This window comes from Pantoea sp. USHLN298 (genome assembly GCF_037149395.1).
Lineage (GTDB): Bacteria > Pseudomonadota > Gammaproteobacteria > Enterobacterales > Enterobacteriaceae > Pantoea > Pantoea astica.
The window spans coordinates 576,375-598,910 of sequence record NZ_JBBCRO010000003.1 but is presented as its reverse complement, the minus strand read 5'-3'; the positions used below and the strand labels follow the sequence as shown (position 1 = coordinate 598,910).

Below are 22,536 nucleotides of genomic sequence, written 5' to 3'. Positions count from 1 at the left end.
TTTTTCTTGCTGTCATCAGATCAGTTTGTAATTTATTGAATTAAATGAATAAAACTCACGTTCACCTGCCAGATGGAGTTGCCAGTGTCAAATGTAAGTGGAATCGGTGATGCCTATCACTGGAGCGTTTTTAAAATTGCTGAGGCCTTCGGGCTGCACCGTGACACCGTGAAAAAGCGGCTTTTCGCCGCCAACATTCCGGTGGCTGCGACAGTCAGAGGAAATCCCGTTTATGCGCTGCAGCATGTCGGTCCGGCCCTGTTCGGCGTGAGGTTTGAAGCGGCAGACTCCGTTCATGATCCGTCCCGGATGGAGCCGAAAGAGAGAAAGGACTGGTATCAGTCAGAAAATGAAAGAATCAAACTTGAAAAGGAGCAACGCAAACTCATCCCTGTGGATGAAGTCGTCATTGTCTATTCGTCCATGAGAAAAGCTGTCGTGCAGGTTCTGGAGACTATACCGGATATTCTTGAACGCGATTGTGCCCTCTCGCCACAGGCTGTCAGCGTTGTACAACAGTCAATTGATGACCTGCGGAATACCCTTCAGGAAAAGTCATATGAGGCTTGTGCTGCAGAATTAATGCCGGACGATGAAGGAGAAAGTCACGAGGAGGAATAATGAGTTTTTCATCAGCCCGAAATTCTGGCAGGGACATAGCGGCAGGATTTTCTCCACCACGTCGCATGCCAATTTCAGAGGCTGTTAGAAAATTCATGCGTGTTCCCAAAGGTGCCGGTAATTCGGTTCCATGGGATCCTGAACTGACCCCTTATATCATCGAACCAATGAACTGCCTGTCATCGCGTGAGTACGATGCGGTGATTTTTGTCGGTCCGGCCCGAACAGGAAAAACGATCGGCCTCATCGATGGCTGGATTGTCTATACCATCGTCTGCGATCCCTCAGACATGCTCGTCGTGCAGATGACCGAAGACAAGGCCCGGGAGCACTCTAAAAAGCGCCTGGACAGAACCTTCAGAAGCAGCGCGGCGGTAAAGAAAAGAATGAGCCCCCGCCGCAACGACAACAATGTCCATGACAAAACGTTCAGGGACGGCTCATTCCTTAAAATCGGCTGGCCTTCGGTCAATATTATGTCGTCGTCGGATTACCGGTTTGTCGCTCTGACCGATTACGACCGCTTTCCGGAGAACATCGACAGCGAGGGGGACGGTTTCTCGCTCGCATCCAAACGTACCACTACGTTTATGTCTGCCGGGATGACGCTGGTGGAAAGCTCACCCGGCCGGGATATCTGCGATACAAAATGGAAGGCCTTAACCCCTCACGAAGCACCGCCCTCAACCGGAATATTGTCGTTGTACAACCGGGGCGATCGTCGGCGCTGGTACTGGCCCTGCCCACACTGCAGAGAATATTTTCAGCCAGAAATGGCCAACCTGACGGGCTATAACGATCATACCGATCCGGTTCTCGCCAGTGAGGCCGCACGTCTGCAGTGTCCGGCCTGTAAGCAAATGATCTCTCCTGAGATGAAACGGGAGCTGAATATTCGCGGGGTCTGGCTGAGGGATGGCGAGACGATTGATTGTGACGGAAATGTGGCCGGAGAAGGACGTCAGTCGAGGATTGCCTCGTTCTGGATGGAGGGACCGGCGGCGGCCTATCAGACATGGGCACAACTGGTTTTTAAATACCTCACTGCTGAACAGGAATATCAGAAAACGGGCAGCGAAGAAACGCTCAAAGCCGTCGTCAACACCGACTTTGGCCGGCCTTATCTTCCCCGGGCCGCCCTTGAACAGCGCAGGGGAGAACGGCTGGAGCAGCGGGCTGAGGACATCCCCGAGCGCACGGTTGCGGAAGGTGTGAACTTTCTGGTGGCTACCGTTGACGTGCAGGGCGGCCGGCATCGTCGCTTCGTGGTACAGATTACCGGATACGGCAGCATGGGTGAGCGGTGGATCGTTGACCGGTATAGCCTCCGCCATTCGCTGCGCTGCGACGACCAGGGCGAAAGCTGCCCTCTTGATCCTGCCAGTTATCCTGAGGACTGGGACCTGCTTTTCCCGGACGTGCTGTACAAAACCTGGGCGCTGGCAGACAACCCATCAAAGCGAATGTCGCTCATGGCCATGGCTGTGGACTCTGGCGGCGAGGATGGTGTCACCGACAACGCCTATCGCTTCTGGCGAAAATGTCGTCGGGAGGGGGAAGGAAAGCGCGTTTATCTTTTCAAGGGCGATAGCCATAAGCGTGAAAAGCTGATTACCCGGGCCTGGCCTGACAATACCGGACGCTCAGCGCGCCGCGCAAAAGCCGCGGGGGATGTGCCGCTTTATCTGCTCCAGACGGATGCGCTTAAGGACCGTGTTAACAATGCGCTGTGGCGTGAAGCCCCGGGACCCAATTACATCCATTTCCCGGCCTGGCTCGGGAGCTGGTTTTACGACGAGCTCACCTATGAAGAGCGCACGCCAGAAGGCCGGTGGCGTAAGCCAGGACGGGGAGCCAATGAAGGGTTTGACCTGCTCGTCTATGCCGATGCGCTGGCCATTCTGCACGGCTACGAAAAAATCCGATGGCCTGATGCACCCTCCTGGGCGCGTCGGGAAACCTGGCTTGAAGACAGTTCTGCAGATAGCACTCCGGCAGCGGCGTCTTCGCCACTGAAAGCCAGTACACGCAAACCCCAATCAGGTACAACTCCCGGCATGACCAACAATCCCTGGATTACAGACGGAGGCTGGATATGAACCAGAGCGATGTGGAAGCCATGATCCGCTATTACACCGAGGCAGAGATTGCCGTACTGAGTGGTAAAACCATCATGCTCAATGGGCAGTCCATGACGATGGAAAACCTGTCAGCCATCCGTGAGGGGCGACAGGAGTGGGAACGCCGCCTGGCAGGATCCCTTAAAAAACGCGGTGGTCAGACAGGTTATCGTTTAGCGAGGTTCTGATGTCGTTCCTGGATAATGCAATCGGTGTTTTTTCACCGTCGTGGAAGGCCGCCAGGCTGCGTGCCCGCATGCAGATCCGTGCCTACGAAGCTGCTCTTCCCACCCGTATACACAAAGCCAGACGCGAAACGCGCTCAGCCAACCAGCTTAATCAGGCGGGGGCTGTTTCCCTTCGCCAGCAGGCAAGGGCACTGGATGCGAATCACGATCTGGTAATCGGCATTCTGGACAAGCTGGAAGAGCGCGTTATCGGTGCAAGAGGCATTATCGTTGATCCGCATCCGTTGCTGAAAGACGGTCGTGTGGCTACGGAGCTGGTGAAAACCATACGTAAAAAATGGGCTGAATGGTCACTGCGGCCTGACGTCACCGGTGAGTTTTCCCGACCCGTACTGGAGCGTCTGCTGCTGCGTACCTGGCTCAGGGACGGTGAGGTTTTTGCTCAGCTGGTGAGTGGCCATGGCACCGGACTCAGGACTGACGGCGGCGTACCTTTCTGGCTTGAAGCGCTTGAGCCTGACTTCGTGACTATGAACTCCGATCCTGCCGCAGGACTCATTCAGGGTATCTGGCTGAACGAGTGGGGCAGGCCGCAGAAATATCAGGTCTATAAAAATCTGCCCGTCAGCGGCCTGCTGTCGGATACCAAGGAGGTGCCGTCTGACGCCATGCTGCATCTTAAATTTGCGCGGCGTCTGCACCAGGTCAGGGGCAATTCCATCCTCTCGGGAGTAATGATCCGCCTGAGCGCACTGAAGGATTACGAAGAAAGCGAACTGGTCGCCGCGCGCATTGCCGCTGCGCTGGGGATGTATATCAAAAAAGGCGACGGGCAGGACTATTCAGAAAGCCTGAGTGACAGCAGTGAGCGTGAACTGACTATCCAGCCCGGGATGCTGTATGACGATCTTCGCCAGGGCGAAGAGATTGGCATGATCAAGTCAGACCGCCCCAACACTAACCTTGAGTCATTCCGGAACGGACAGCTGCGGGCCGTGGCTGCCGGCACACGTCTGAGCTTTTCGAGTACTGCCCGGAATTACAACGGCACGTACAGCGCACAGCGGCAGGAGCTGGTGGAGTCTACCGACGGGTATCTCATCCTGCAGGACTGTTTTATTGCTGCCGTCACCCGCCCGGTTTATCGCGCATGGCTGAAGCAGGCGCTCGCGGCGGGCGTGATTAAGCCACCAGCCGGTATCGAACGTTCCACACTTTATGACGCCATTTACTCGGGGCCAGGCATGCCCTGGATCGATCCTGTTAAGGAGGCGACAGCGTGGAAAATCCAGATACGGGGCGGGGCCGCAACCGAATCTGACTGGGCCCGGGCATGCGGGCGCAACCCTGATGAGGTTAAACGTCGCCGCAAAGCGGAAGTCGATGAAAACCAAAAAGAGGGGCTGGTGTTCGACACTGACCCGGCAAACGACAAAGGAGTCAGCAGTGACCGAGAAAATAAAGCAGATAAGCCAGCGTCAGGCGACACAGGCGAAGAAGACTGAATCCTGGTTCTGGATGGCCGCACGGGGTGAAACTGAGGCAGAAATTTATATCTATGACGAAATCGGTTTTCAGGGGGTGCCAGCAAAACAGTTTATCAGCGACCTTCAGGCACTCGGCGAGATCAAACACATCACCCTTCATATCAACTCGCCGGGTGGCAGCATTTTTGAAGGGATCGCCATTTTTAACGCACTTAAATATCACCCTGCTGCCATTACGGTTCATGTCGACGGCGTGGCCGCGTCGATGGCCTCCGTCATCGCCATGGTCGGTAATCCGGTCATCATGCCGGCCAACAGTTTCATGATGATCCATAAACCCTGGACGGTCGCGGGCGGTGACGCCGATGACATGCGTGATTTCGCTGAGCTGCTGGATAAAACAGAGGCTGTGCTCATCCCGGCTTATGCCGCCAAAACAGGGCTGGCCCATGAGGTTATTGCCGGGATGCTGAAGGAAGAAACCTGGATGGATGGGACCCAGTGTGTCTCGCTGGGATTCGCTGACCAGCTGGCGCCCGCCGTTCAGGCAATGGCCCGCATTGATTCAAAACGTATCGAGGAGTACGAAAAAATGCCAGAAAACCTTCGCAATATGCTGACGCCGCCGCAGAACAGCCTGACGCATGAGCCTGCTCCACCAGTACCTAAGGTGGTGATGAATGAAGCGGGTTTGCGTGAACAGTTCATGGAAGAGCAGCGTGTCCGCGCACGGGCACTCAACGATCTGTTCGGCATGTTTGGTGATAAATACACGGCTTTACAGGCAGCGTGCATCGCTGATCCGACGTGCACGCTTGAGCTGGCACGCGAGAAGCTGCTGACTCAGATGGGCAAAGACTGCACGCCGTCTAACAAATCAGCCGCAACGCACATCTATGCCGGGAACGGTAATTTTACCGGTGACGGCATCCGGCAGGCTATCATGGCGCGGGCCGGCTACGAGCCTCTTCAGCCGGATAACCCCTACAATGCCATGACGCTTCGCGAACATGCGCGCCTGTCGCTGACCGAACGTGGCTTCGGTGTGGCCAGTTATAATCAGGTGCAGATCGTCGGACTGGCGTTTACGCACAGCACATCCGATTTTGGCAATATCATGCTGGATGTGTCCTACAAATCCATTCTTCAGGGCTGGGAAGAGGCACCTGAAACGTTTGGCGAATGGACCAAAAAGGGACAGCTGTCCGATTTCAAAATCGCGCACCGTGTGGGGCTGGGTGGTTTTCCTTCGCTACGTCAGGTCCGCGAAGGGGCGGAATACAAATACGTTACCACGTCGGATAAGCAGGCAACGATTGCCCTGGCCACCTACGGCGAACTGTTCAGCATCACCCGCCAGGCCATTATCAACGACGACCTGAGCATGCTGACCGACGTTCCTGTGAAACTCGGCCGCGCGGCAAAAGCCACTGTGGCGGATCTGGTTTACGCCATTCTGACCACAAACCCGACTCTTTCCACCGATAACGTGCCGCTGTTTGACAAGGCGCGCCATGCAAACGTGCTGGAAAAAGCGGGTATGGACGTGGCGTCTCTGGACAAAGCCCGTCAGATGATGCGTCGTCAGAAAGAAGGCGAACGCCATCTCAACATCCGTCCGGCTTTTGTTCTGGTGCCGACTGCCATGGAGTCCACTGCCAGCCAGGTCATCCGCTCCGCATCTGTCAAAGGTGCCGACATCAACGCGGGCATCATCAACCCCGTGCAGAATTTCGCGACGGTAATTGCCGAGCCACGTCTCGATGACGCCAGCCAGAGCACCTTCTACCTGGCAGCGGCAAAAGGTTCGGACACCATTGAAGTGGCTTACCTCAACGGTGTGGATACGCCATTTATCGACCAGACGGAAGGCTTCTCTTCTGATGGCATCACCACCAAGGTACGTATTGATGCCGGGGTTGCACCGGTAGACCATCGCGGTCTGGTGCAGTGTGTCGCCTGATATGTCTTAAAAATTCTGAATGCCCGAAAGGGCTTTTTTTATGCCTGAAAGCCGGTCAGCGCGGACCGGGAGGAGAATAACGGTGGCAAAAAATTATCTGCAGGATGGCAAAACGCTGACGTTCATTGCAAACGGAGATTATAAGAGTGGCGATATGGTGCGTGTGGGGGACCGTATCGTCATTGCCGTAACGGATACGCCAAAAGGTTGCGCCGGCACCGGCCTGGCTGAAGGTGTATTCACCTTACCGAAAAAAACGGGTGAGACCATCCAGGCCGGAAAGCGCGTATATGTGTACGACAATCACGTTGTTGAAGATAACCAGGCGGCGGCTGTACCACTCGGTACCGCCTGGGAAAACGCGGAAGGCGGGGCGGCCGTCGTGGCCGTAAAACTCTCTGGATAAGCCATTTTGCCGGCTGGCTGACAGAATGGACCGTGTGTCTGCACACCGGTTTGGTCAGCCCGTGATAATCAATGGCCGGATGATATGTGCGGCTGAACACGCCTTCACGGCTGACATGGGACCATTGTCCGGTGAGGGCATGTCGTTAATTGTCTTTGACCGGTCGTATCAGCCGGAGCGACATGACCGGGTGGAGTGGCAGGGGAAGCACTGGCGGATCACCCGCTGGCAGTCTTACAACGGCAAGCCGCAAATCTGGCTTGAGGAGGAGAAGAGTGCAGGGTCTGAAGCAGGCGCTGAGTAATCTGCATGACCTTGATCGTCAGCTGGTGCCTAAAGCCGTGGCGCAGGCGGTGAACCGGGTGGCACGCCGTGTTATTACGCGCAGCACACGCCGAGTGGCAAAGGAGACCGGCGTTCCACAGAAACTGGTCAGACAGCGCGTCCGGTTACGTCTGGCCACCTCTGGTCATCGTAATCCGGCTGCGCGGCTGCTCGTTAATCGCGGGGATTTGCCGGCGATAAATCTGGGCACGGCCCGCCTGCAGCTGTCGCGGCGCAAAAGCGTGTCCGCCCGGCAGGGCAGCGTCCTGAAAATCGGTCGTTTTACCTTCCGGCATGCCTTTATACAGCAACTGGCTAACGGTCGCTGGCATGTGCTGCAGCGGACCGGACGCGGACGCTATCCCGTGCAGGTCGTGAAGATCCCGCTGTCTGGACCGCTGACGCGAAATTATCAGGAAGAGAGCCGTCAGCTGACGGAGGCGGATATGCCCCGTGAACTGGCGGCCGCACTAAAACAGCAGCTGAGGCTGTATCTGAAGAAAAGAGTGCTATGAAAAAACACGCTGAAATCAGGCGCACGCTGATCACTGCGCTTAAGTCCCATATACGCGGGGCGGCCTTTCACGATGGTCGCCCCGTTTTTATTGATGAAAAAGAACTTCCCGCCGTGGCTGTTTATCTGTCCGACGCCCGCTTCAGCGGGAGCTATCTGGATGCGGAAAACTGGCAGGCAACGCTTCACATCGAAGTATTTCTCAGTGCCTCGCATCCCGATACGGCGCTCGATGAGCTGATGGACAGCCATATCCTGCCTGCGATCAGCAACGTGCCGGAACTCTCATCCGTCATCGAGACCCTGACGCCTCTGGGCTACGACTGGCAGCGGGATAATGAAATGGCGAACTGGGGGTCAGCCGATCTGACTTACCTCATTACCTATCAGATGTAAGGAGTCTGTATGCCTACACCCAATCCCCTTGCGTCAGTTAAAGGCGCGGGCACCACCTTACTGATTTACACCGGCAGCGGTGATGCGACGGCAAAACCGCTGGACGATAGCGGCTGGACACGGCTGGCCCAGATCCGCGAGCTGCAGCCTGGCGAAATCAGCGCGGAGAGTTACGACGACACGTGGCTGGACGATCCGGATGCCGACTGGAAAGCCACGGCGCAGGGCGAGAAATCGGCAGGCGAAGCCAGCATTACGCTTGCATGGAAACCCGGTGAACAGGGGCAGAAGGATTTACTGAGCTGGTTTCACAGCGGGGAGGTTCGTTATTACAAAATCCGCTATCCGAACGGCACCGTGGATCTGTTCCGGGGCTGGGTCAGCAGCCTGGGCAAAACCATTCCGGCAAAAGAAGTCATTACCCGCACCATCAAGGTGACAAACAGCGGCCGTCCGGTTCTGGCGGAGGAAATACCGCTGTCACCGGTACCTGGCCCGGTTCCCGGCCATCAACCTGAAGGAGATAAAAACTGATGTTTCTGGAAAAAACGGTGTTCCAGTACGGGGCTGAGCAAAGGATGCTGTCTGAACTGACGGCACTGCAGCGCGCAGAGTTCTTTGCTTTTATTACCACCTCTGCTGCTGACGATGAAACCGTTACCGATGCGGCGCGGGGGGCGGCGCTGGTCAGGCTGAATACGGAGTCAAATGCCTGGCTTGTCTCCCGTGCGCTCTGGAACTGTCACCGTGAGGCTGACGTTAACGAAATTTATGAGCAGATCCTGGCCGACTGGCCTGAAAAAGCGCTGAGCATGGCTGCCGAAAAAGTCATGGCACTCAGCGATCTGCAGGGGGACGAAAAGTCGGAAGAAGTAGCCGCTGCCGTGGAGGATACGGCGGTAAAGCAGACAAACGGGAGCTGAAATTTATCATGTGTCTGGCACATGAGTTCTGCCGCCCTGACTGGCATCGGATGCTGAGCGAGATGACATCCTCTGAACTGGCGGACTGGCAGCGCTATTTCACCCATACGCCCTTCAGTCATCGCCTGCTGGATGCTGAATTTGCTGCGCTCAGCAGTACGATGGTGTCGCTTGTGGCGGGAGAGTGCGGACTGAATGCAGAAGACTTCAGTCTGCTCGCCCGCTCTGGTACAGATAACGTCATGACCGATGAGATGCTGATGACCGTGGCAGAGTCCATGGGAGGAGAGCGCCATGTCCCGGCAGATCGCTGATCTCGTCGTAAATCTGGGCGCTGAAACCACCCGTTTTCACGAGCAGATGGGCCGGGTGGAGCGCCAGCTGAAAAGCGCCGGTCAGCAGGCCGGATGCGCCGCGAAGCAGGTTTATGCCGTTTCACGTGCAGAAGCGCAGGCCACACAGGCAAAAGCCCGCTTTCTCAGCCAGCTCAAAACGCAGCTGGCCACGCAGCGACTGTCACGTGAAGAGATCCTGAGAACGCGCGCCGCACAACTGGGGCTGAGCGATGCGGCTGAAATCTATATCCGTAAGCTGGAGTCGGCGCGACAGAAGACGCATTCGCTGGGACTGGAAAGCGCGGCGGCGCGGCGCGAACTCGGGGTGCTGCTCGGCGAAGTGGCCCGGGGTAATTTTGGCGCGCTTCGCGGCTCCGGCATAACGCTTGCGAATAACGCCGGGTGGATAGAGAAGCTGATGACCCTCCGCGGTTTGAGTGTGGCGGGAGTGGTAGGGAGCGTTGCCGCCGCCGTCTGGGGACTGGGCAGGGCATGGTATCAGGGCAGCCAGGAAGCGGAAACGTTCAATAAGGCCCTGATCCTGACCGGTCACTATGCCGCCCGCACAACCTCAGCGCTGCAGGCGATGAGCCGATCTCTGAAGGGGAGTGGTATCACGCAGCATGAAGCCGCAGGTGTACTGGCGGAGGTGACCGGCTCGGGTTTGTTCAGCGACCAGCACGTCAGACAGGTCGCTGATGTTGCGGCCAGGCTTAAAGCTACAACCGGGCAGGCCGTTGACGAGACTATCCGGCAGTTTGCACGGCTTCAGGATGCGCCGGTCGAGGCTGTTCGCGAGCTCGATAAATCCCTGCACTTCCTGACGGAAGCCGAGCTGGAAAACATCACCCGTCTGGCTGAACAGGGGCGTGAAGCGGATGCGGCAGCGCTGGCCATGGATCGGTACGCTGAAACAATGCGTCTTCGCAGCGATGACGTATCGCAGCAGCTGGGAACCCTGGAAAAAACCTGGAAATGGCTGGGGGAAACGGCTGCCGGTGCCTGGGATGCCATGCTGAATATCGGGCGGGAACGGTCACTGGAAGATCGGATTGCCGCCCTGAAAGATAAAATACACGCTGGCGGGAGGGCGCTGGGCAAAGCCTGGGTGCCGGTGACGCAGCAGGACAGGGATGCGCTTTCCCGGCTGGAAGAGCAGAAGTTCCAACAGGACCTGAAGGCCGCCCGCGATAAAGCGGAGCAGGATGAGGAAACCCGTAAGAAACGCCGTTTCGACGCCGACCAGGCGCTGAAAAAACAGTATGAAACGGCAGAGGAAAAGCATCAGCGCGCGCTGTCGGCTATACGGTACTCATGGGCATCCCGTGAGGTTAAAGACGAAGCAATACGGCGTGAAAACCGGCACTACGACGCTCTGGCTGCAGGCCGCCGTAAAAGCCGGATACCACTGCAGCCTCCCGCTGCAGCGCTCGCGGCTGAGAAGGCACAGGCCGACCTTCTGACACTGCAGGCCAGGCTTCGTGTGCTGAAAATGCATCAGGAAGCCGGCCGCATTGTCAGCCAGCAGCGTAAGGCGCTCTGGGCAGCCCGGGCGAAATTCCATGTCCTTGAGGAGGCCGCGCAAAAACGTCAGCTGAGCCGGGAGGAAAAGTCGCTGCTTTCCGGTAAAGCCAGCATCCTGCTTCAGCAGGAAAAGCTGGCCGTACTGGGGGATGAGGTCGTGGTTCAGGAGCAAATCTGCCAGCTTCAGGCGCAGGCTGCGAAATTTACGGAGCAGCAGCGCGCCCGGCAGGCGGAAATAGCTGCACTTGCGCGCGGCCTGTCTGCAAGGGAGGTGCAGCAGCAAGTCAGTATTACCCGGCTCGGTAGCACGTATTCAGCCGCGCCGGACGTGCTTGCCCGGGTGTTAAAGGCGCAGCGTAACGTCTGGCAGGCGGAGGAAAGGCTGCGGGCCGACTGGCTGGCTGGCGCAAAAAGCGCGTGGGCCGATTACCGTAATGTGGCCCTTGATGCCAACAGCCAGATAAAGCAGGCATCTTCCAGGGCGCTTGAGGGGTTAAGCGCGCAGCTGAGCATGCTGCTGACGGACGGTAAGGCAGGGTTCCGCGACTTTACCCGGACGGTTCTGAACATGCTCACCCAGCTCCTGGTGAAAATGACGCTGGTCAGGGGCGTGGATTTTTTCTCCGGGTTGCTTAAGCAGCCTGCGCTGTCATTTCTTGCACAGGGCGGCGTGTTTCATTCACTGGGGCTTCGTGCCTTCAGCGGAAACGTGGTGCGGACACCGACGCTGTTTGCGTTTGCCCACGGTGCCGGTGTCATGGGTGAGGCCGGGCCGGAAGGGATTTTCCCGCTGCGCCGCGGGGCCGACGGGAAGCTTGGCGTGGTGGCCAGAATGACGGGGCCCGGCATGAAATACGCACCCACCTTTAATGTGACCATTCACAATGACGGTCGCAACGGTCAGCTCGGGCCGGAGGCCGCCAGAATGATGTACGAACTGGGGCGACAGGGCGCGAAGGATTTCTTCCTGCAGCAACAGCGCGACGGCGGCATGATGAGCGGAGGACGTGGCTGATGGAAACGTTTAGCTGGAAAGTCAGACCTGGCATGCGGGCGGAGCGTGAACCGCGTGTACAGACAATCCGGTTTGGTGACGGGTATGAGCAGCGGCGTGCGGATGGTCTGAATGTTCTGCAAAGCCGCTACGCCATTATGCTGTCAGGACCCCATGCCACCATGCAGGAAGTGGACGACTTTCTCATGCGGCACTGCGGCATCAGAGCTTTTATGTGGCTGCCGCCGGGCCAGACAGCGCCTGCCGTTTTTATCTGCCGGCGCTGGTCCACCGTAAAGCTGGCGCGGCGTACAGAAATTAACGGGGAATTTGAACAGATCCCCGCCTGAGAACACCAGAATGAACATTATTCCCTCCCGGACGCTGAGCGAACTGATCCGGACAGAACCGTCTGCACGTATTGATCTGTGGGAAGCCGATCTGACGGCAACAGGTGGTAAACGCTATTTCTTCTGTAATGAGCAGAACGAGTGCGGAAAAGCCGTAATCTGGCAGAAGCGGCGATACCGGCCTTATCCCGTCAGGGTGGAAGAGTGCGGTATGAGCGGCAGAGGAGCAGCCATGCGCCCGTCGCTCGTGGTTTCTAATCTCTATGGCGTTGTGACCGGCCTGGCTGAAGCGCACCAGAGTCTGGCAGGCGCAGCAGTAATACGCCATACGGTCTGCGTGCGCTTTCTGGATGCTGAGAATTTCAGGCACGGTAATCCCTGGGCCGATCCGCAGCAGGAAGTGGTCAGCCGATATGTGATCGAGCAGCTGGCAGAGCTCACCTCTCTGACGGCCCGGTTTATTCTGGCCGTGCCGACGGAAACCGACGGGCTGGTGTGCCCCGGGCGCATCATGCTGGCTGACCTTTGCCCGTGGGAGTACCGCTCCGAAGAGTGCGGTTATGCCGGGGCGTCTGTCACAGACAGCAACGGCCAGCCGGTCACAGATCTTGCTCAGGATCACTGCGGCAACTGTGCGGCAGGTTGCCGGCGCAGAGATAACATCGGGCGCTTCGGCGGATTCCTGTCGATTGACACCTGTTCTGCATGATGACGTACGCATTCAGCACCGCGACACGCGAACGCCTGACAAAAGCCATCCTGTCTCATGCCCGGGCCTGTCACCCGCAGGAGTGCTGTGGCCTGGTCATCCTGACACGGGACGGTCATCAGTATCTGCCCTGTATTAACGCGTCCCCTGAGCCGCGCCGTCACTTCTCCCTTACTCCTGAGGATTACCTGAAAGCGTCTGCCGCCGGCACGATTATCGCGCTGGTTCACAGTCATCCGGATGGACCGCCCGAACTGAGCCCGGCGGACAGACACGGACTGACGCACAGCGCGTGCAGCTGGTGGCTGGTCTGTGGCGGCAGAATTTACTGTTTCGGAACTGAAGATGAACATGACCATGACCACTGCCTGTCCTGAAACCGCCCGGTCAGTCCGGGTGTGCCTGTATGGCAACCTTGCCCGGTTTGGCCGGCGTATTGAACTGCATGTGATGACGGCGGCAGAAGCGCTGCATGCGCTGGTAACGCAGTCCGGTGAGTTCAGGCGTCAGTTTACTGAAGGCCTGTATCAGGTGCGTATTGCCGGCAGCGATCTGAATGCTGACAGTCTGCATGCCCGCCTGCATGAAAACCTCCCGGCCGGGGCCGTTGTTCATCTGGTCCCCCGTCTGCAGGGGGCTTCACGGCGGGGGCTGCTTCAGCTTTTTGCGGGTGCCGCGCTCATCGCAGCGTCATTTATCCCGGGCCTGAATGCTTTCGCCTGGACTGTGGGCGCGACAACGCTTTCGCTGAGCGGGGCGGCATTTTCTCTGGGGGCCAGCCTGATGCTGGGCGGTGCGGTGCAGCTGCTGGCACCACGGCCGACAGCCGCTGATGATCGGAATAAAAAAAGCACCTGGTTTTCAGGAACAGAAAACATGACGGCTCAGGGGGCGTCGGTGCCGGTTTTGTACGGGGAGATGCGTGTAGGTTCGCGCGTCATTTCTCAGGAGATTGCCAGCCGTGACATGAGCGGCGAGGGGAAGACAGTTGTTATTGGCCATTAATAGAAAGACACAAAGAGGAGCAGAGTCCCGGTTCATTTCCTGCAGGATAAAGTCATGAGCATTTTCCATCATCACGCGCATACGCCGCACGACAAACCCGACAACCTTCGTTCTTCCCAGATCCTGAGCGTGATTGACGTGATCAGCGAAGGCCCGATTGCCGGCCTTAGCCATGGACTGAAAAGTGTGCTGGTTAACGGCACTCCCGTGCTGGGGCCGGACGGACAGGTTAACGTGCACGGTGTCAGCATGGACTTTCGTGCCGGAACCGCTGACCAGCCGACGCTTAGCGGGTTTGAGGCATCAGCCAGGGAAAAGCTGATTAATGCTGACCTGACCGCGCAGTATGCCGTCACCCGCACGGTGAACGGAAAAGAAACGAACCGGCTCCGTCTGACGCTGGGCGTTCGCCAGCTTTTCTCGGTCAATAAAAAAGGGGAAACGCGGGATGCGTCAGTCACCCTGCAGGTTCTTGTGCGGCAACCGGCAGGCTGGCAGACAGAGAAAGACATCACCGTGAAAGGGTGCACCCATGAACCGTTTGCGTTCTCTGTGATCCTCGACAATCTGCCACCTCCGCCCTTTGATGTCCGCGTAAAGCGCGTCACGCCGGACAGTACGGATAATCGTCTGCACAATAAGACCTTCTGGTCTTCTTATACAGAAATCACCGATGTCCGGCAGCATTACCCCTATACGGCCGTCATCGGCCTGAAAATTGACTCAGAGAAATCAGGCAACCAGCGGGCACAGCGTAATTATCAGATGCGGGGTCGTCTGGTTAAGGTGCCTGCGAATTATGATCCGGTGACGCGCCGTTATGTCGGCCCGCGCTGGAACGGGGAGTTTAAAGAGGCGTGGACGGACAACCCGGCTTGGTGTCTGTATGACCTGCTGACGCATCCGCGTTATGGTCTGGGTAAGCGGGTGGGGATTGCGGATGTCGATAAGTGGGCCCTCTATAACATTGCCCGATACTGTGATGAAAGCGTCAGTGACGGTTATGGCGGCCAGGAGCCGCGCATCCGTTGCAATGCGTGGCTGACGCAGCAGCGGAAGACATTCGATGTCATCAGGGATTTCTGTAGCCTGATGCGCTGCATGCCCGTCTGGAACGGTCAGCGCCTGACGTTTATTCAGGATGCGCCTTCTGATGTCGTCTGGACTTACACCAATGCCAGCGTGGCCGGTGGCCAGTTCCACTACAGCTTCAGTGCATTAAAAGACCGCCACAACGCGGTCGAGGTCCGCTTCATCGATCCACACAATAACTGGCAGCCTTCGGTTGAGCTGGTGGAAGACCGCGATGCAATAAAACGCTACGGGCGCAACCTGCTCAAAGTCGATGCATTTGGCTGTACCAGCCGCGGTCAGGCACACCGTACCGGCTTATGGATTATTGAGACCGAGCTTCTGGAAACCCAGACCGTTGATTTCTGTGTGGGTGCAGAAGGGCTGCGTCATGTCCCCGGCGACATCCTTGAAATCTGCGATAACGATTATGCCGGGACGGCAACCGGTGGCCGCATTCTTGCCACGGAGCCGGACAGGAAAATGCTCAGGCTTGACCGGCCCGTGACCCTTCCGGTGACGGGGGCAGCCACACTGAATCTCATCAGCAGCTCCGGTCAGCCCTTTACCGCCAGCGTGACCGGACACCCCGAGCCCGACAGTGTAGAGGTGGATGTGCTTCCTGAGGGCGTGGCACCGCTCAGCATCTGGGGACTGAAACTGCCGGGGCGGCGGCAGCGACTGTTTCGCTGCGTGGCCATCCGGGAAAGCGAAAACGGCGGCTATGCCATCACCGCGCTGCAGCACTGCCCGGAGAAACAGGCAAGGGTGGATGAAGGCAGGCGCTTTTCTGAATCACCGGCCAGCGGGCACGCCGTATTACCGCCGGCTGTCCGGCATCTTCGTTTCAGCGTCAGCATGGCATCCGGACACATTCAGGCCCAGGCCCGCTGGGAAATTCTGCGCACCCTCATCAGCGCGCGATCTGAAGTCCGGGTAACACGGGGTGATGACGGCACTGGCTCCCTGATTGTCAGCGACACCGTGGACCGGCCTGAATATGCCTTTGTGCTGCCTGAAGCCGGTCACTATACGCTGACCGTCAGGTCCATTAATGAAGCCGGGCTGAAAAGCAAACCGGTCTCGGTGGATATCACTGTTGCACCGCCTGAGGCACCCGTTTCTGTTGACGTGACGCCCGGCTATTTCCAGGTCACGCTGGTGCCGCATCAGGCGATTTATGACGCTGCCACACGGTATGAGTTCTGGTCCGCCAGTGCACAGCTTGCGGACCCGCAGCTGGCAGAAACGCAGGCAAGGTATCTGGGGGAAGGGACCTGCTGGATAAAAGACGGCCTCAGGCCGGGCAAGGCTCACTACTTCTATATCCGCAGCGTTAACGCGCTGGGTAAATCCGCTTTTACAGAAAAGCAGGCCAGCCCGAGTGAAAAAGCGGAAGACTATCTGGCGTTTTATAAAGGAAAAATCAGCGACACCCATCTGGGCGGGGAGTTGCTCAATAAGATGGAGCAGCTCCGTGAGGGGGCAGCGAAAATCGAAGAAATTCAGAAGAGCTGGAAAGACACGGAGGGACGCCTCAATACCCGGTGGTCTGTCAGGCTTGAGCAGATGAAAAACGGCCAGTACTGCATGGCCGGTTTTGGTATGGGGACAGAGGAAACACCGGAGGGTATACAGAGTCAGATCCTGATGGCGGCCGATCGCGTGGCATTTGTTAATCCGGCCAGCGGAAACAGCACCCCTGCGCTGGTTATCGAAAACGATCAGATATTCTTCCGTGAAGCCCTTATCAAAAAACTGCAGGCGGTCAGCCTCACCAGCAGTGGCGCTCCGCCCGCATTCAAACTGACGCCGGATGGCACACTGACGGCAAAAAAAGCAGACATCAGCGGGACAATCCATGCGGTCAACGGTGTACTGGAAAATGTCGTCATAAAGGACAACTGCATAATCCACGGACAGCTGGATGCCAGGCAAATCACCGGAGACATATACAACGTTCAGTCAGGCGGGATAAATTTACCCAGAGGCGCGTTCAGCTGGTCAGACCGGGGAGGTCTGCACGTGATTTTTTATATTGCTGGCGAAACATTTGAGCGTGTCCTTGATACTAACCTGACCGTCACTGCTGAATGCCGCAGGGCAAGGCAGCAGTTCAGTCTTCAGCTTAAGAGCGGAGATCATTTCGAAGAACTCTACAGAGCTGATACAGGCAACAAAGGAAAGCTGCCGGGTATGACGTTCAGGCTGCAGGGCATCAGGCTGCCGACAGTCGGTCGCGAAAATCATCACGTGCTGATGATGCGCATCGGCAATTCACATCGCTCATCATCGGTCTACTGCAAACCGCCGCCGGGGGAGTCACCACGCTTCTCTGTTTACCGGGAGGGAAAAGCATTTATCACAGGCGGGAGTATTTGATGAAGAATGACAGATACAAAAAAGCCCGCTTTCGCGGGCCTTCTGTCGCGCCAGAGCCGGGGCTCCTTTGCGTATCTTTCTTTGTCCGGTTTCAGGCTGGTTCCTGCCCGGACCCAGTGGTTAACGTTGTGACTTACAAGTCGGTGTCTTCCCACTGTCCAACTTTTTTTGGTGGAGCTGGCGGGAGTTGAACCCGCGTCCGAAATTACTACACCGTCGGCACTACATGCTTAGTCAGTTTTTACATTCGCCGGTTAGCTGCGAACAGACACGCCACTAACAGACTAGCCTGATTGGATTTAACGCTTCAACCCCAGGCAAGGCATCCACGCGATCTCTTTTGGGTTTGACTTCTCTTGATCCCCGTCTTAAGAGCGGAAGCTAGGGAGAGAAGGCTCTAAGCAGGTTATTAAGCTGCTAGTGCGTAGTTTTCGTCGTTTGCGACTATTTTTTTGCGGCTTTTTACGAGGCAAACCGCCCCTCGGCATGCTCCTAAGGCTTCACAATCCCGTCGAATCCAGAATCAGCCCCAGAACTTCAAATACTAGCAAAAAATCGGGTCAGAATCCAGCGCTTAACGCTTTGAATTCTTCATGATACGGGCTTTATCCAGTTGCCATTCACGGTCTTTGATATCGTCACGTTTATCATGCTCTTTCTTACCGCGTGCAACACCAATCTTCAGTTTACACCAGGCGTTCTTCCAGTAGAGCGAGAGCGCCACGATGGTATAACCTTCGCGATTGACGCGGCCATACAGTGAATCCAGCTCACGTTGCTTCAGCAGCAGCTTACGACTGCGCGTGGGATCGCACACCACATGGCTGGAAGCAACGGCTAAGGGTTGAAAGGTTGAACCAAACAGGAACGCTTCGCCATCGCGCAGCAGAATATAGCTATCGCTAATGTTGGCTTTGCCGGCACGAAGTGATTTAACTTCCCATCCTTGCAACGATAATCCCGCTTCATACTCCTCTTCGATGAAGTATTCGTGGCGGGCGCGTTTGTTCATGGCAACAGTGGCAGAACCGGGTTTGTGTGATTTTTTCTTTGTCATAGTGCGGCGTATTTTACATCACTTAGTCGGTTATCGCATCCCCAGTCCAGCGGGGCAGCAGGAAACGGGATATTCTAGCACACCCTTACTCGGGGGCATTTTTGTTTAATCGCTGAAAATGCTATTATTCAGCGGTTTCGTGATGAACAGGAACCATTATGGCTCAGATTAGTCGTTCGGCGCTGGTCCCGTTTAGTGCCGGGCAGATGTACAAACTTGTAAATGATGTGGATGCTTATCCGCAATTCCTGCCGGGTTGCACCGGAAGCCGCGTGCTGGATGCGTCAGAGAATCAGATGACCGCGTCCGTGGATGTGTCGAAAGCTGGCATCAGCAAAACATTTACTACCCGCAATACCCTGACGGATAACCAGAGCATCCACATGCAGTTGGTTGACGGGCCGTTCCGTAAGCTGACCGGCGGCTGGAAATTCATCTCGCTGGGCGATGATGCCTGCAAGGTGGAGTTAAGCCTGGAGTTTGAATTTACCAACATGCTGGTCGAGATGGCCTTTGGTCGAATCTTCAAAGAGCTGGCCAACAGCATGGTGCAGGCGTTCACGCAGCGCGCCAAAGAGGTCTACAGTGCCTGATATTTCGGTTGAGGTGGTCTATGCGCTGCCTGAAAAGCAATATCAGCTCTATGTCAAAGTGGAGCAGGGCAGCACGGTGGAGCAGGCGATAGAGCAATCCGGAATACTGGAGCTGCGCCGCGAAATCGACCTCAGCAGCAACAAAGTGGGTATCTACAGCCGGGCAGTGAAGCTCAGTGATGTGGTTGATGAAGGCGATAGGATTGAAATCTATCGACCGCTGATCGCCGATCCTAAAGAGCTGCGTCGTCAACGCGCAGAACGCTCAGCATCCGGTAAAAAGTAAGCAGCAGATCACCAGGTCCTGATGATCAGCAGTATAAAAAAAGGCGCTCAGTGCGCCTTTTTTACTGTCTGCCGTTGGGTTAGTCGCTTTTTTGCGCCAGATTCGGCTTGTTGTCGATATTGGTCAGAACGCCGTTGCCATCAAAGTTGAGCGTCAGCGTCTGCTGCTGTACGCGCTCATGGCCTGGTTCCTGACGGAAAACGTAATACCAGACGTTGCTGCCAAACGGATCTTTCATCATTGGCGTACCGAGCGTGTAAGCCACCTGCTGCTGTGTCATACCGGTGTGAATCTTGGCCACATCATTGGCAACCAGATAGTTTCCCTGGTTGATATCAGGACGATATACCACGCGCTCTAAGGTGGAACATCCGGCGGTCATCATCAACATTACCACTGCCGCGGCAGTCAGCGTTTTACAGCGCATCTATACATTCCTTTTCCGGGGCCAAACGCCTTTTACAGGCTGTTTTTTTGCCAACAAAATCTGAACTCTGCCTGCGGCAGGCTTTATTACTTTGGCGACATAAGTGCCGATGATAATAAACCTTTTCGCTATTGGAAACCTCTACAGAGCATGCATATGACCACGGCAGGTTAAAAAAGTGCGCTATCAGGCGGCTAAAAGTTCTTTGGCATTCGCCAGGGTGTTGCGTGTGACCTCGCTACCGCCCAGCAGGCGTGCCAGTTCCTGCAGCCGTGCACGCTTGTCCAGCGGCTGCATATGGGTTTCGGTCATTGCGCCATCGGTCTCTTTGCTGACAAAGAAATGCTGATGACCGCAGCCCGCCACCTGTGGCAGGTGGGTGACACACATCACCTGCGTTGACTCACCCAGCTGACGCAGCAGTTTACCCACCACGGCGGCAGTCGGACCGCTGATCCCGACATCAACTTCATCGAAAATCATCGCTGGCGTCTCCATTTTCTTCGCGGTGATCACCTGAATCGCCAGCGCGATACGGGAGAGCTCACCACCGGACGCGACTTTACCCAGCGGCTGCAGCGGCTGGCCAGGATTCGTGGTCACCTGGAAGTCGATGCGGCTGGCGCCCTCTGCCGTCAGCTGATCCGGGTTAAAGGTCAGCGCAATCTTAAACTGGCCGTGCGGCATAGAGAGCAGATGCATACTCTGGGTAATCAGCTGCTGTAGCTCTTCAGCGTACTGTGTGCGCTGCTGATGAAGCTGCTCAGCGCTTAACAGGGCAGCCTGATAGTGTTCGCCGACCAGCGACTGCAGGCTCTCCTGATCGCTTTCATGCTGTGACAGCAGCTCCGCTTCAGCCAGCAACTGCTGATGCAGTTCAGGCAGGTTTTCCGGCGTGACGTGATGCTTACGCGCCAGGGCGATCTGGCGTGAAATGCGCAGCTCCAGCTCATACAGGCGATTAGGATCGAGATCGAGGCTGTCGCAGTAGTGACGCAATTCGTCGCTGGCTTCACTCAACTGAATGGCCGCTTCTTCCAGCAGGTTGTAGACACCGTTCAGTTTCTCATCCAGCGAGGTCAGCTCAGAGAGCATCTCACGGGCGCTGTAGAGCAGGCTGCAGAGATTGTTGTCGTCACTGTCCGCAAGTAGCTGCAGCGCCTGTTGGCTGGTCGACAGCAGCTGTCCGCTATTGGCGAGCCGCTTGTACTCTTCGTCAATCTGCTCATATTCGCCAGCCTGCGGCGCAAACTCGTTCAGCTCTTTCAGCTGATACTGCAACAGTTCACGACGCGCTTCACGCTCCTGCGCCTGCTGCTGATGCAGCGCCAGGGTGCGGCAGCTCTGGTGCCAGGTCTGATAGTGGGTGCGCATGCGCTGCAGCAGATCGTCATGACCGGCGTAGGCATCCAGCAGATGTTTCTGGTGCTCAGGCTTGAGCAGCAGCTGGTGCGCATGCTGACCATGAATCTGAATCAGTAACTGACCAAGGTCGCGCAACTGTGACAGCGGCACCGCCGTGCCGTTGATGAACCCGCGTGAACGTCCGTCAGCGCTAATCACCCGGCGCAGCAGACACTCATTGCCATCGTCCAGATGATTATCTACCAGCCAGCGCTGAGCAGAAGGGGAGGATTTAAGCTGAAAGCGGGCGCAAAGATCGGCCCGGCTGGCACCCTGACGCACCATGTCGGCATCGGCCCGACCGCCAAGGCATAATCCCAGCGCATCAATCGCGATAGATTTACCGGCACCGGTCTCACCCGTGATTGCTGTCATACCGCGTTGGAAATCAATGTCGAGCTCACGAACGATAGCGAAATTACTGATGGTCAGTTGGGCCAGCATAGGTTCACCTGTATGAATAAACACATATGGTTTTTCATACAGTATAAACTGGAATTTTATCCAGTAAAGAGGCGGCGCGCCTTTTCAGAATAATTTTTTTGACCAGCCCAGTTTTGAACTCAGCGTATTGAAATAGCTGTAGTTTTTGGGGTGGATCAGATTAAGGTGACTGGCGCTGCGTCGAATCAGCACATCTTCGCCTTCCTGGATCGGCAGCGCGATCTGGCTGTCACAGCTGATCTCCAGGTCGCTGCGGCGTGAAGAAAAGCGCAACCGGATGGTACTGCTGCTGTTAATCACCAGCGGACGGGCCGACAGCGTATGCGGGAACATCGGCACCAGCACAATCGCCTCCAGCGAGGGCGTGAGTATCGGGCCGCCAGCAGAAAGCGAATAGGCGGTTGAGCCAGTAGGCGTAGAGATAATCAGCCCATCGGAGCGCTGGGAAAAGGCAAACACTTCATCGATATACACTTCAAACTCGATCATGTGCGCCACTTTACCGGGATGCAGCACCACTTCATTAATGGCCGAGCCAATGCGTGGCGAGCAGTCAGATTTACACACCTGCGCTTCCAGTAGAAAACGGCTTTCAACGAAGTAGTTGCCCTGTAACACTTCATCCAGCTGCTGTTGCGCATTGTCCGGATCGAGATCGGTCAGAAAGCCGAGATTACCGCGGTTAATGCCAATCACTTTGATGTCATAGCGCGCCAGCACGCGGGCCGCGCCCAGCATATTGCCGTCGCCGCCGACCACCACCGCCAGATCGGCCTGTTGACCAATCTCCGCCAGCGTACCGGTCTGAACGTCGTGTAGCGCCAGCTCCTGCGCGATTTGCTTCTCTACGATCACTTGATAACCTTTGGCGGTCAGCCAGCGCCAGAGCATCTCATGCGTGGTTAACGCGGTGGGATGGCGTGGATGACCCACAATACCAATGCAGTTAAAGTGTTTGTTCATCGAGTGGGTGTTCCTTATAAGCCAAAACGGCAAGGCAATGTGATAGGTTC

At 56.5% G+C, this 22,536-nt stretch carries 23 protein-coding genes, 1 other RNA gene and 1 pseudogene; 20 read left to right on the top strand and 5 right to left on the bottom strand.

The window, feature by feature from the left end:
* The first annotated feature begins 72 nt into the window (after nt 1-72).
* From WFK59_RS10685 to WFK59_RS10605, 18 genes and pseudogenes are all read left to right on the top strand, one after another.
* Entirely contained in the window at nt 73-621 is a 549-nt protein-coding gene (locus tag WFK59_RS10685) for a DUF1441 family protein (RefSeq protein WP_084227819.1), read from the top strand.
* The gene (locus WFK59_RS10680; protein ID WP_336755750.1) at nt 621-2,720 is read left to right on the top strand and encodes a phage terminase large subunit family protein; all 2,100 of its coding nucleotides are present in this window, start codon (nt 621-623) and stop codon (nt 2,718-2,720) included. The genes WFK59_RS10685 and WFK59_RS10680 overlap by 1 nt, the downstream gene beginning before the upstream one ends.
* Nucleotides 2,717-2,929: a hypothetical protein gene (locus tag WFK59_RS10675; protein WP_069728676.1), complete on the top strand. Its 213-nt coding sequence runs from the start codon at nt 2,717-2,719 to the stop codon at nt 2,927-2,929. The genes WFK59_RS10680 and WFK59_RS10675 overlap by 4 nt, the downstream gene beginning before the upstream one ends.
* Nucleotides 2,929-4,434 carry a phage portal protein gene (locus tag WFK59_RS10670; protein ID WP_336755749.1) on the top strand — a complete coding sequence of 502 codons (1,506 nt, stop codon included), beginning with the start codon at nt 2,929-2,931 and terminating at the stop codon, nt 4,432-4,434. The genes WFK59_RS10675 and WFK59_RS10670 overlap by 1 nt, the downstream gene beginning before the upstream one ends.
* 13 nt (nt 4,435-4,447) lie before the next feature.
* Nucleotides 4,448-6,379, top strand: coding sequence for a ClpP-like prohead protease/major capsid protein fusion protein (locus WFK59_RS10665; protein WP_069728678.1), 1,932 nt, complete (start codon nt 4,448-4,450; stop codon nt 6,377-6,379).
* Nucleotides 6,380-6,461: 82 nt separating this feature from the next.
* The gene (locus WFK59_RS10660) at nt 6,462-6,785 is read left to right on the top strand and encodes a DUF2190 family protein (RefSeq protein ID WP_279809796.1); all 324 of its coding nucleotides are present in this window, start codon (nt 6,462-6,464) and stop codon (nt 6,783-6,785) included.
* Nucleotides 6,786-6,810: 25 nt separating this feature from the next.
* Nucleotides 6,811-7,089, top strand: a complete 279-nt coding sequence (locus WFK59_RS10655; protein WP_069728680.1) for a hypothetical protein — start codon at nt 6,811-6,813, stop codon at nt 7,087-7,089.
* Entirely contained in the window at nt 7,061-7,624 is a 564-nt protein-coding gene (locus tag WFK59_RS10650; protein ID WP_336755748.1) for a phage tail protein, read from the top strand. The genes WFK59_RS10655 and WFK59_RS10650 overlap by 29 nt, the downstream gene beginning before the upstream one ends.
* Complete coding sequence (gpU, locus tag WFK59_RS10645) at nt 7,621-8,019, top strand: phage tail terminator protein (RefSeq protein WP_336755747.1); 399 nt, start codon at nt 7,621-7,623, stop codon at nt 8,017-8,019. Before WFK59_RS10650 ends, gpU begins: the two co-directional genes overlap by 4 nt.
* A 9-nt stretch (nt 8,020-8,028) precedes the next feature.
* A pseudogene (locus tag WFK59_RS10640) lies at nt 8,029-8,490 on the top strand (phage tail tube protein); the annotation flags it as partial.
* Between the two features lie 62 nt (nt 8,491-8,552).
* Nucleotides 8,553-8,942, top strand: coding sequence for a phage minor tail protein domain-containing protein (locus WFK59_RS10635; protein WP_336755746.1), 390 nt, complete (start codon nt 8,553-8,555; stop codon nt 8,940-8,942).
* Between the two features lie 8 nt (nt 8,943-8,950).
* Complete coding sequence (locus WFK59_RS10630) at nt 8,951-9,256, top strand: phage tail assembly protein T (RefSeq protein WP_069728684.1); 306 nt, start codon at nt 8,951-8,953, stop codon at nt 9,254-9,256.
* Nucleotides 9,237-11,816, top strand: coding sequence for a phage tail tape measure protein (locus WFK59_RS10625; protein ID WP_336755745.1), 2,580 nt, complete (start codon nt 9,237-9,239; stop codon nt 11,814-11,816). The genes WFK59_RS10630 and WFK59_RS10625 overlap by 20 nt, the downstream gene beginning before the upstream one ends.
* Nucleotides 11,816-12,145, top strand: coding sequence for a phage tail protein (locus WFK59_RS10620; protein WP_336755744.1), 330 nt, complete (start codon nt 11,816-11,818; stop codon nt 12,143-12,145). The genes WFK59_RS10625 and WFK59_RS10620 overlap by 1 nt, the downstream gene beginning before the upstream one ends.
* A gap of 10 nt (nt 12,146-12,155) precedes the next feature.
* A complete protein-coding gene (locus tag WFK59_RS10615; protein WP_336755743.1) occupies nt 12,156-12,854 on the top strand; it encodes a phage minor tail protein L in 699 nt (232 codons plus the stop codon).
* The gene (locus WFK59_RS22090) at nt 12,851-13,231 is read left to right on the top strand and encodes a C40 family peptidase (RefSeq protein ID WP_442956307.1); all 381 of its coding nucleotides are present in this window, start codon (nt 12,851-12,853) and stop codon (nt 13,229-13,231) included. Before WFK59_RS10615 ends, WFK59_RS22090 begins: the two co-directional genes overlap by 4 nt.
* Complete coding sequence (locus WFK59_RS10610) at nt 13,200-13,859, top strand: tail assembly protein (RefSeq protein WP_442956306.1); 660 nt, start codon at nt 13,200-13,202, stop codon at nt 13,857-13,859. Before WFK59_RS22090 ends, WFK59_RS10610 begins: the two co-directional genes overlap by 32 nt.
* 54 nt (nt 13,860-13,913) lie before the next feature.
* Complete coding sequence (locus WFK59_RS10605; protein ID WP_336755741.1) at nt 13,914-17,312, top strand: host specificity protein J; 3,399 nt, start codon at nt 13,914-13,916, stop codon at nt 17,310-17,312.
* Nucleotides 17,313-17,481: 169 nt separating this feature from the next.
* Here WFK59_RS10605 and ssrA read toward each other — a convergent pair.
* Together ssrA and smpB are read right to left on the bottom strand one after the other, a co-directional pair.
* Nucleotides 17,482-17,843, bottom strand: a transfer-messenger RNA (tmRNA) gene (ssrA, locus tag WFK59_RS10600).
* Between the two features lie 43 nt (nt 17,844-17,886).
* Nucleotides 17,887-18,369, bottom strand: coding sequence for an SsrA-binding protein SmpB (gene smpB, locus WFK59_RS10595; protein ID WP_159861142.1), 483 nt, complete (start codon nt 18,367-18,369; stop codon nt 17,887-17,889).
* Nucleotides 18,370-18,527: 158 nt separating this feature from the next.
* On the opposite strand from smpB, the gene WFK59_RS10590 reads away from it, so the two are divergent.
* The gene (locus tag WFK59_RS10590; RefSeq protein WP_031376296.1) at nt 18,528-18,962 is read left to right on the top strand and encodes a type II toxin-antitoxin system RatA family toxin; all 435 of its coding nucleotides are present in this window, start codon (nt 18,528-18,530) and stop codon (nt 18,960-18,962) included.
* Nucleotides 18,955-19,248 (top strand): RnfH family protein, encoded by a 294-nt coding sequence (locus WFK59_RS10585; protein ID WP_233987348.1) that lies wholly within the window; start codon nt 18,955-18,957, stop codon nt 19,246-19,248. The genes WFK59_RS10590 and WFK59_RS10585 overlap by 8 nt, the downstream gene beginning before the upstream one ends.
* A 79-nt stretch (nt 19,249-19,327) precedes the next feature.
* Here WFK59_RS10585 and bamE read toward each other — a convergent pair whose 3' ends face one another.
* The 3 genes from bamE to nadK all read right to left on the bottom strand — a co-directional run bounded on the left by bamE (nt 19,328) and on the right by nadK (nt 22,486).
* On the bottom strand, nt 19,328-19,675 hold the full coding sequence (gene bamE / locus WFK59_RS10580; protein WP_031376294.1) for an outer membrane protein assembly factor BamE: 348 nt from the start codon (nt 19,673-19,675) through the stop codon (nt 19,328-19,330).
* A gap of 186 nt (nt 19,676-19,861) precedes the next feature.
* Nucleotides 19,862-21,523 carry a DNA repair protein RecN gene (gene recN / locus WFK59_RS10575; protein WP_233987349.1) on the bottom strand — a complete coding sequence of 554 codons (1,662 nt, stop codon included), beginning with the start codon at nt 21,521-21,523 and terminating at the stop codon, nt 19,862-19,864.
* Nucleotides 21,524-21,607: 84 nt separating this feature from the next.
* Nucleotides 21,608-22,486, bottom strand: a complete 879-nt coding sequence (nadK, locus tag WFK59_RS10570) for an NAD(+) kinase (protein ID WP_031376292.1) — start codon at nt 22,484-22,486, stop codon at nt 21,608-21,610.
* Nucleotides 22,487-22,536 lie beyond the last annotated feature (50 nt).

What these genes read in the sequence shown, in the direction of transcription:
- WFK59_RS10630 (WP_069728684.1), top strand. Translation starts at nt 8,951, where the DNA reads ATGTGTCTGGCACATGAGTTCTGCCGCCCTGACTGGCATCGGATGCTG.
- WFK59_RS10685 (WP_084227819.1), top strand. Translation starts at nt 73, where the DNA reads ATGGAGTTGCCAGTGTCAAATGTAAGTGGAATCGGTGATGCCTATCAC.
- WFK59_RS10620 (WP_336755744.1), top strand. Translation starts at nt 11,816, where the DNA reads ATGGAAACGTTTAGCTGGAAAGTCAGACCTGGCATGCGGGCGGAGCGT.
- WFK59_RS10635 (WP_336755746.1), top strand. Translation starts at nt 8,553, where the DNA reads ATGTTTCTGGAAAAAACGGTGTTCCAGTACGGGGCTGAGCAAAGGATG.
- gpU (WP_336755747.1), top strand. Translation starts at nt 7,621, where the DNA reads ATGAAAAAACACGCTGAAATCAGGCGCACGCTGATCACTGCGCTTAAG.
- WFK59_RS10590 (WP_031376296.1), top strand. Translation starts at nt 18,528, where the DNA reads ATGGCTCAGATTAGTCGTTCGGCGCTGGTCCCGTTTAGTGCCGGGCAG.
- WFK59_RS10655 (WP_069728680.1), top strand. Translation starts at nt 6,811, where the DNA reads ATGGACCGTGTGTCTGCACACCGGTTTGGTCAGCCCGTGATAATCAAT.
- WFK59_RS10680 (WP_336755750.1), top strand. Translation starts at nt 621, where the DNA reads ATGAGTTTTTCATCAGCCCGAAATTCTGGCAGGGACATAGCGGCAGGA.
- WFK59_RS10615 (WP_336755743.1), top strand. Translation starts at nt 12,156, where the DNA reads ATGAACATTATTCCCTCCCGGACGCTGAGCGAACTGATCCGGACAGAA.
- smpB (WP_159861142.1), bottom strand. Translation starts at nt 18,369, where the DNA reads ATGACAAAGAAAAAATCACACAAACCCGGTTCTGCCACTGTTGCCATG.
- WFK59_RS10625 (WP_336755745.1), top strand. Translation starts at nt 9,237, where the DNA reads ATGTCCCGGCAGATCGCTGATCTCGTCGTAAATCTGGGCGCTGAAACC.
- WFK59_RS10670 (WP_336755749.1), top strand. Translation starts at nt 2,929, where the DNA reads ATGTCGTTCCTGGATAATGCAATCGGTGTTTTTTCACCGTCGTGGAAG.
- WFK59_RS10610 (WP_442956306.1), top strand. Translation starts at nt 13,200, where the DNA reads ATGAACATGACCATGACCACTGCCTGTCCTGAAACCGCCCGGTCAGTC.
- recN (WP_233987349.1), bottom strand. Translation starts at nt 21,523, where the DNA reads ATGCTGGCCCAACTGACCATCAGTAATTTCGCTATCGTTCGTGAGCTC.
- WFK59_RS10675 (WP_069728676.1), top strand. Translation starts at nt 2,717, where the DNA reads ATGAACCAGAGCGATGTGGAAGCCATGATCCGCTATTACACCGAGGCA.
- WFK59_RS10605 (WP_336755741.1), top strand. Translation starts at nt 13,914, where the DNA reads ATGAGCATTTTCCATCATCACGCGCATACGCCGCACGACAAACCCGAC.
- WFK59_RS22090 (WP_442956307.1), top strand. Translation starts at nt 12,851, where the DNA reads ATGATGACGTACGCATTCAGCACCGCGACACGCGAACGCCTGACAAAA.
- bamE (WP_031376294.1), bottom strand. Translation starts at nt 19,675, where the DNA reads ATGCGCTGTAAAACGCTGACTGCCGCGGCAGTGGTAATGTTGATGATG.
- nadK (WP_031376292.1), bottom strand. Translation starts at nt 22,486, where the DNA reads ATGAACAAACACTTTAACTGCATTGGTATTGTGGGTCATCCACGCCAT.
- WFK59_RS10665 (WP_069728678.1), top strand. Translation starts at nt 4,448, where the DNA reads ATGGCCGCACGGGGTGAAACTGAGGCAGAAATTTATATCTATGACGAA.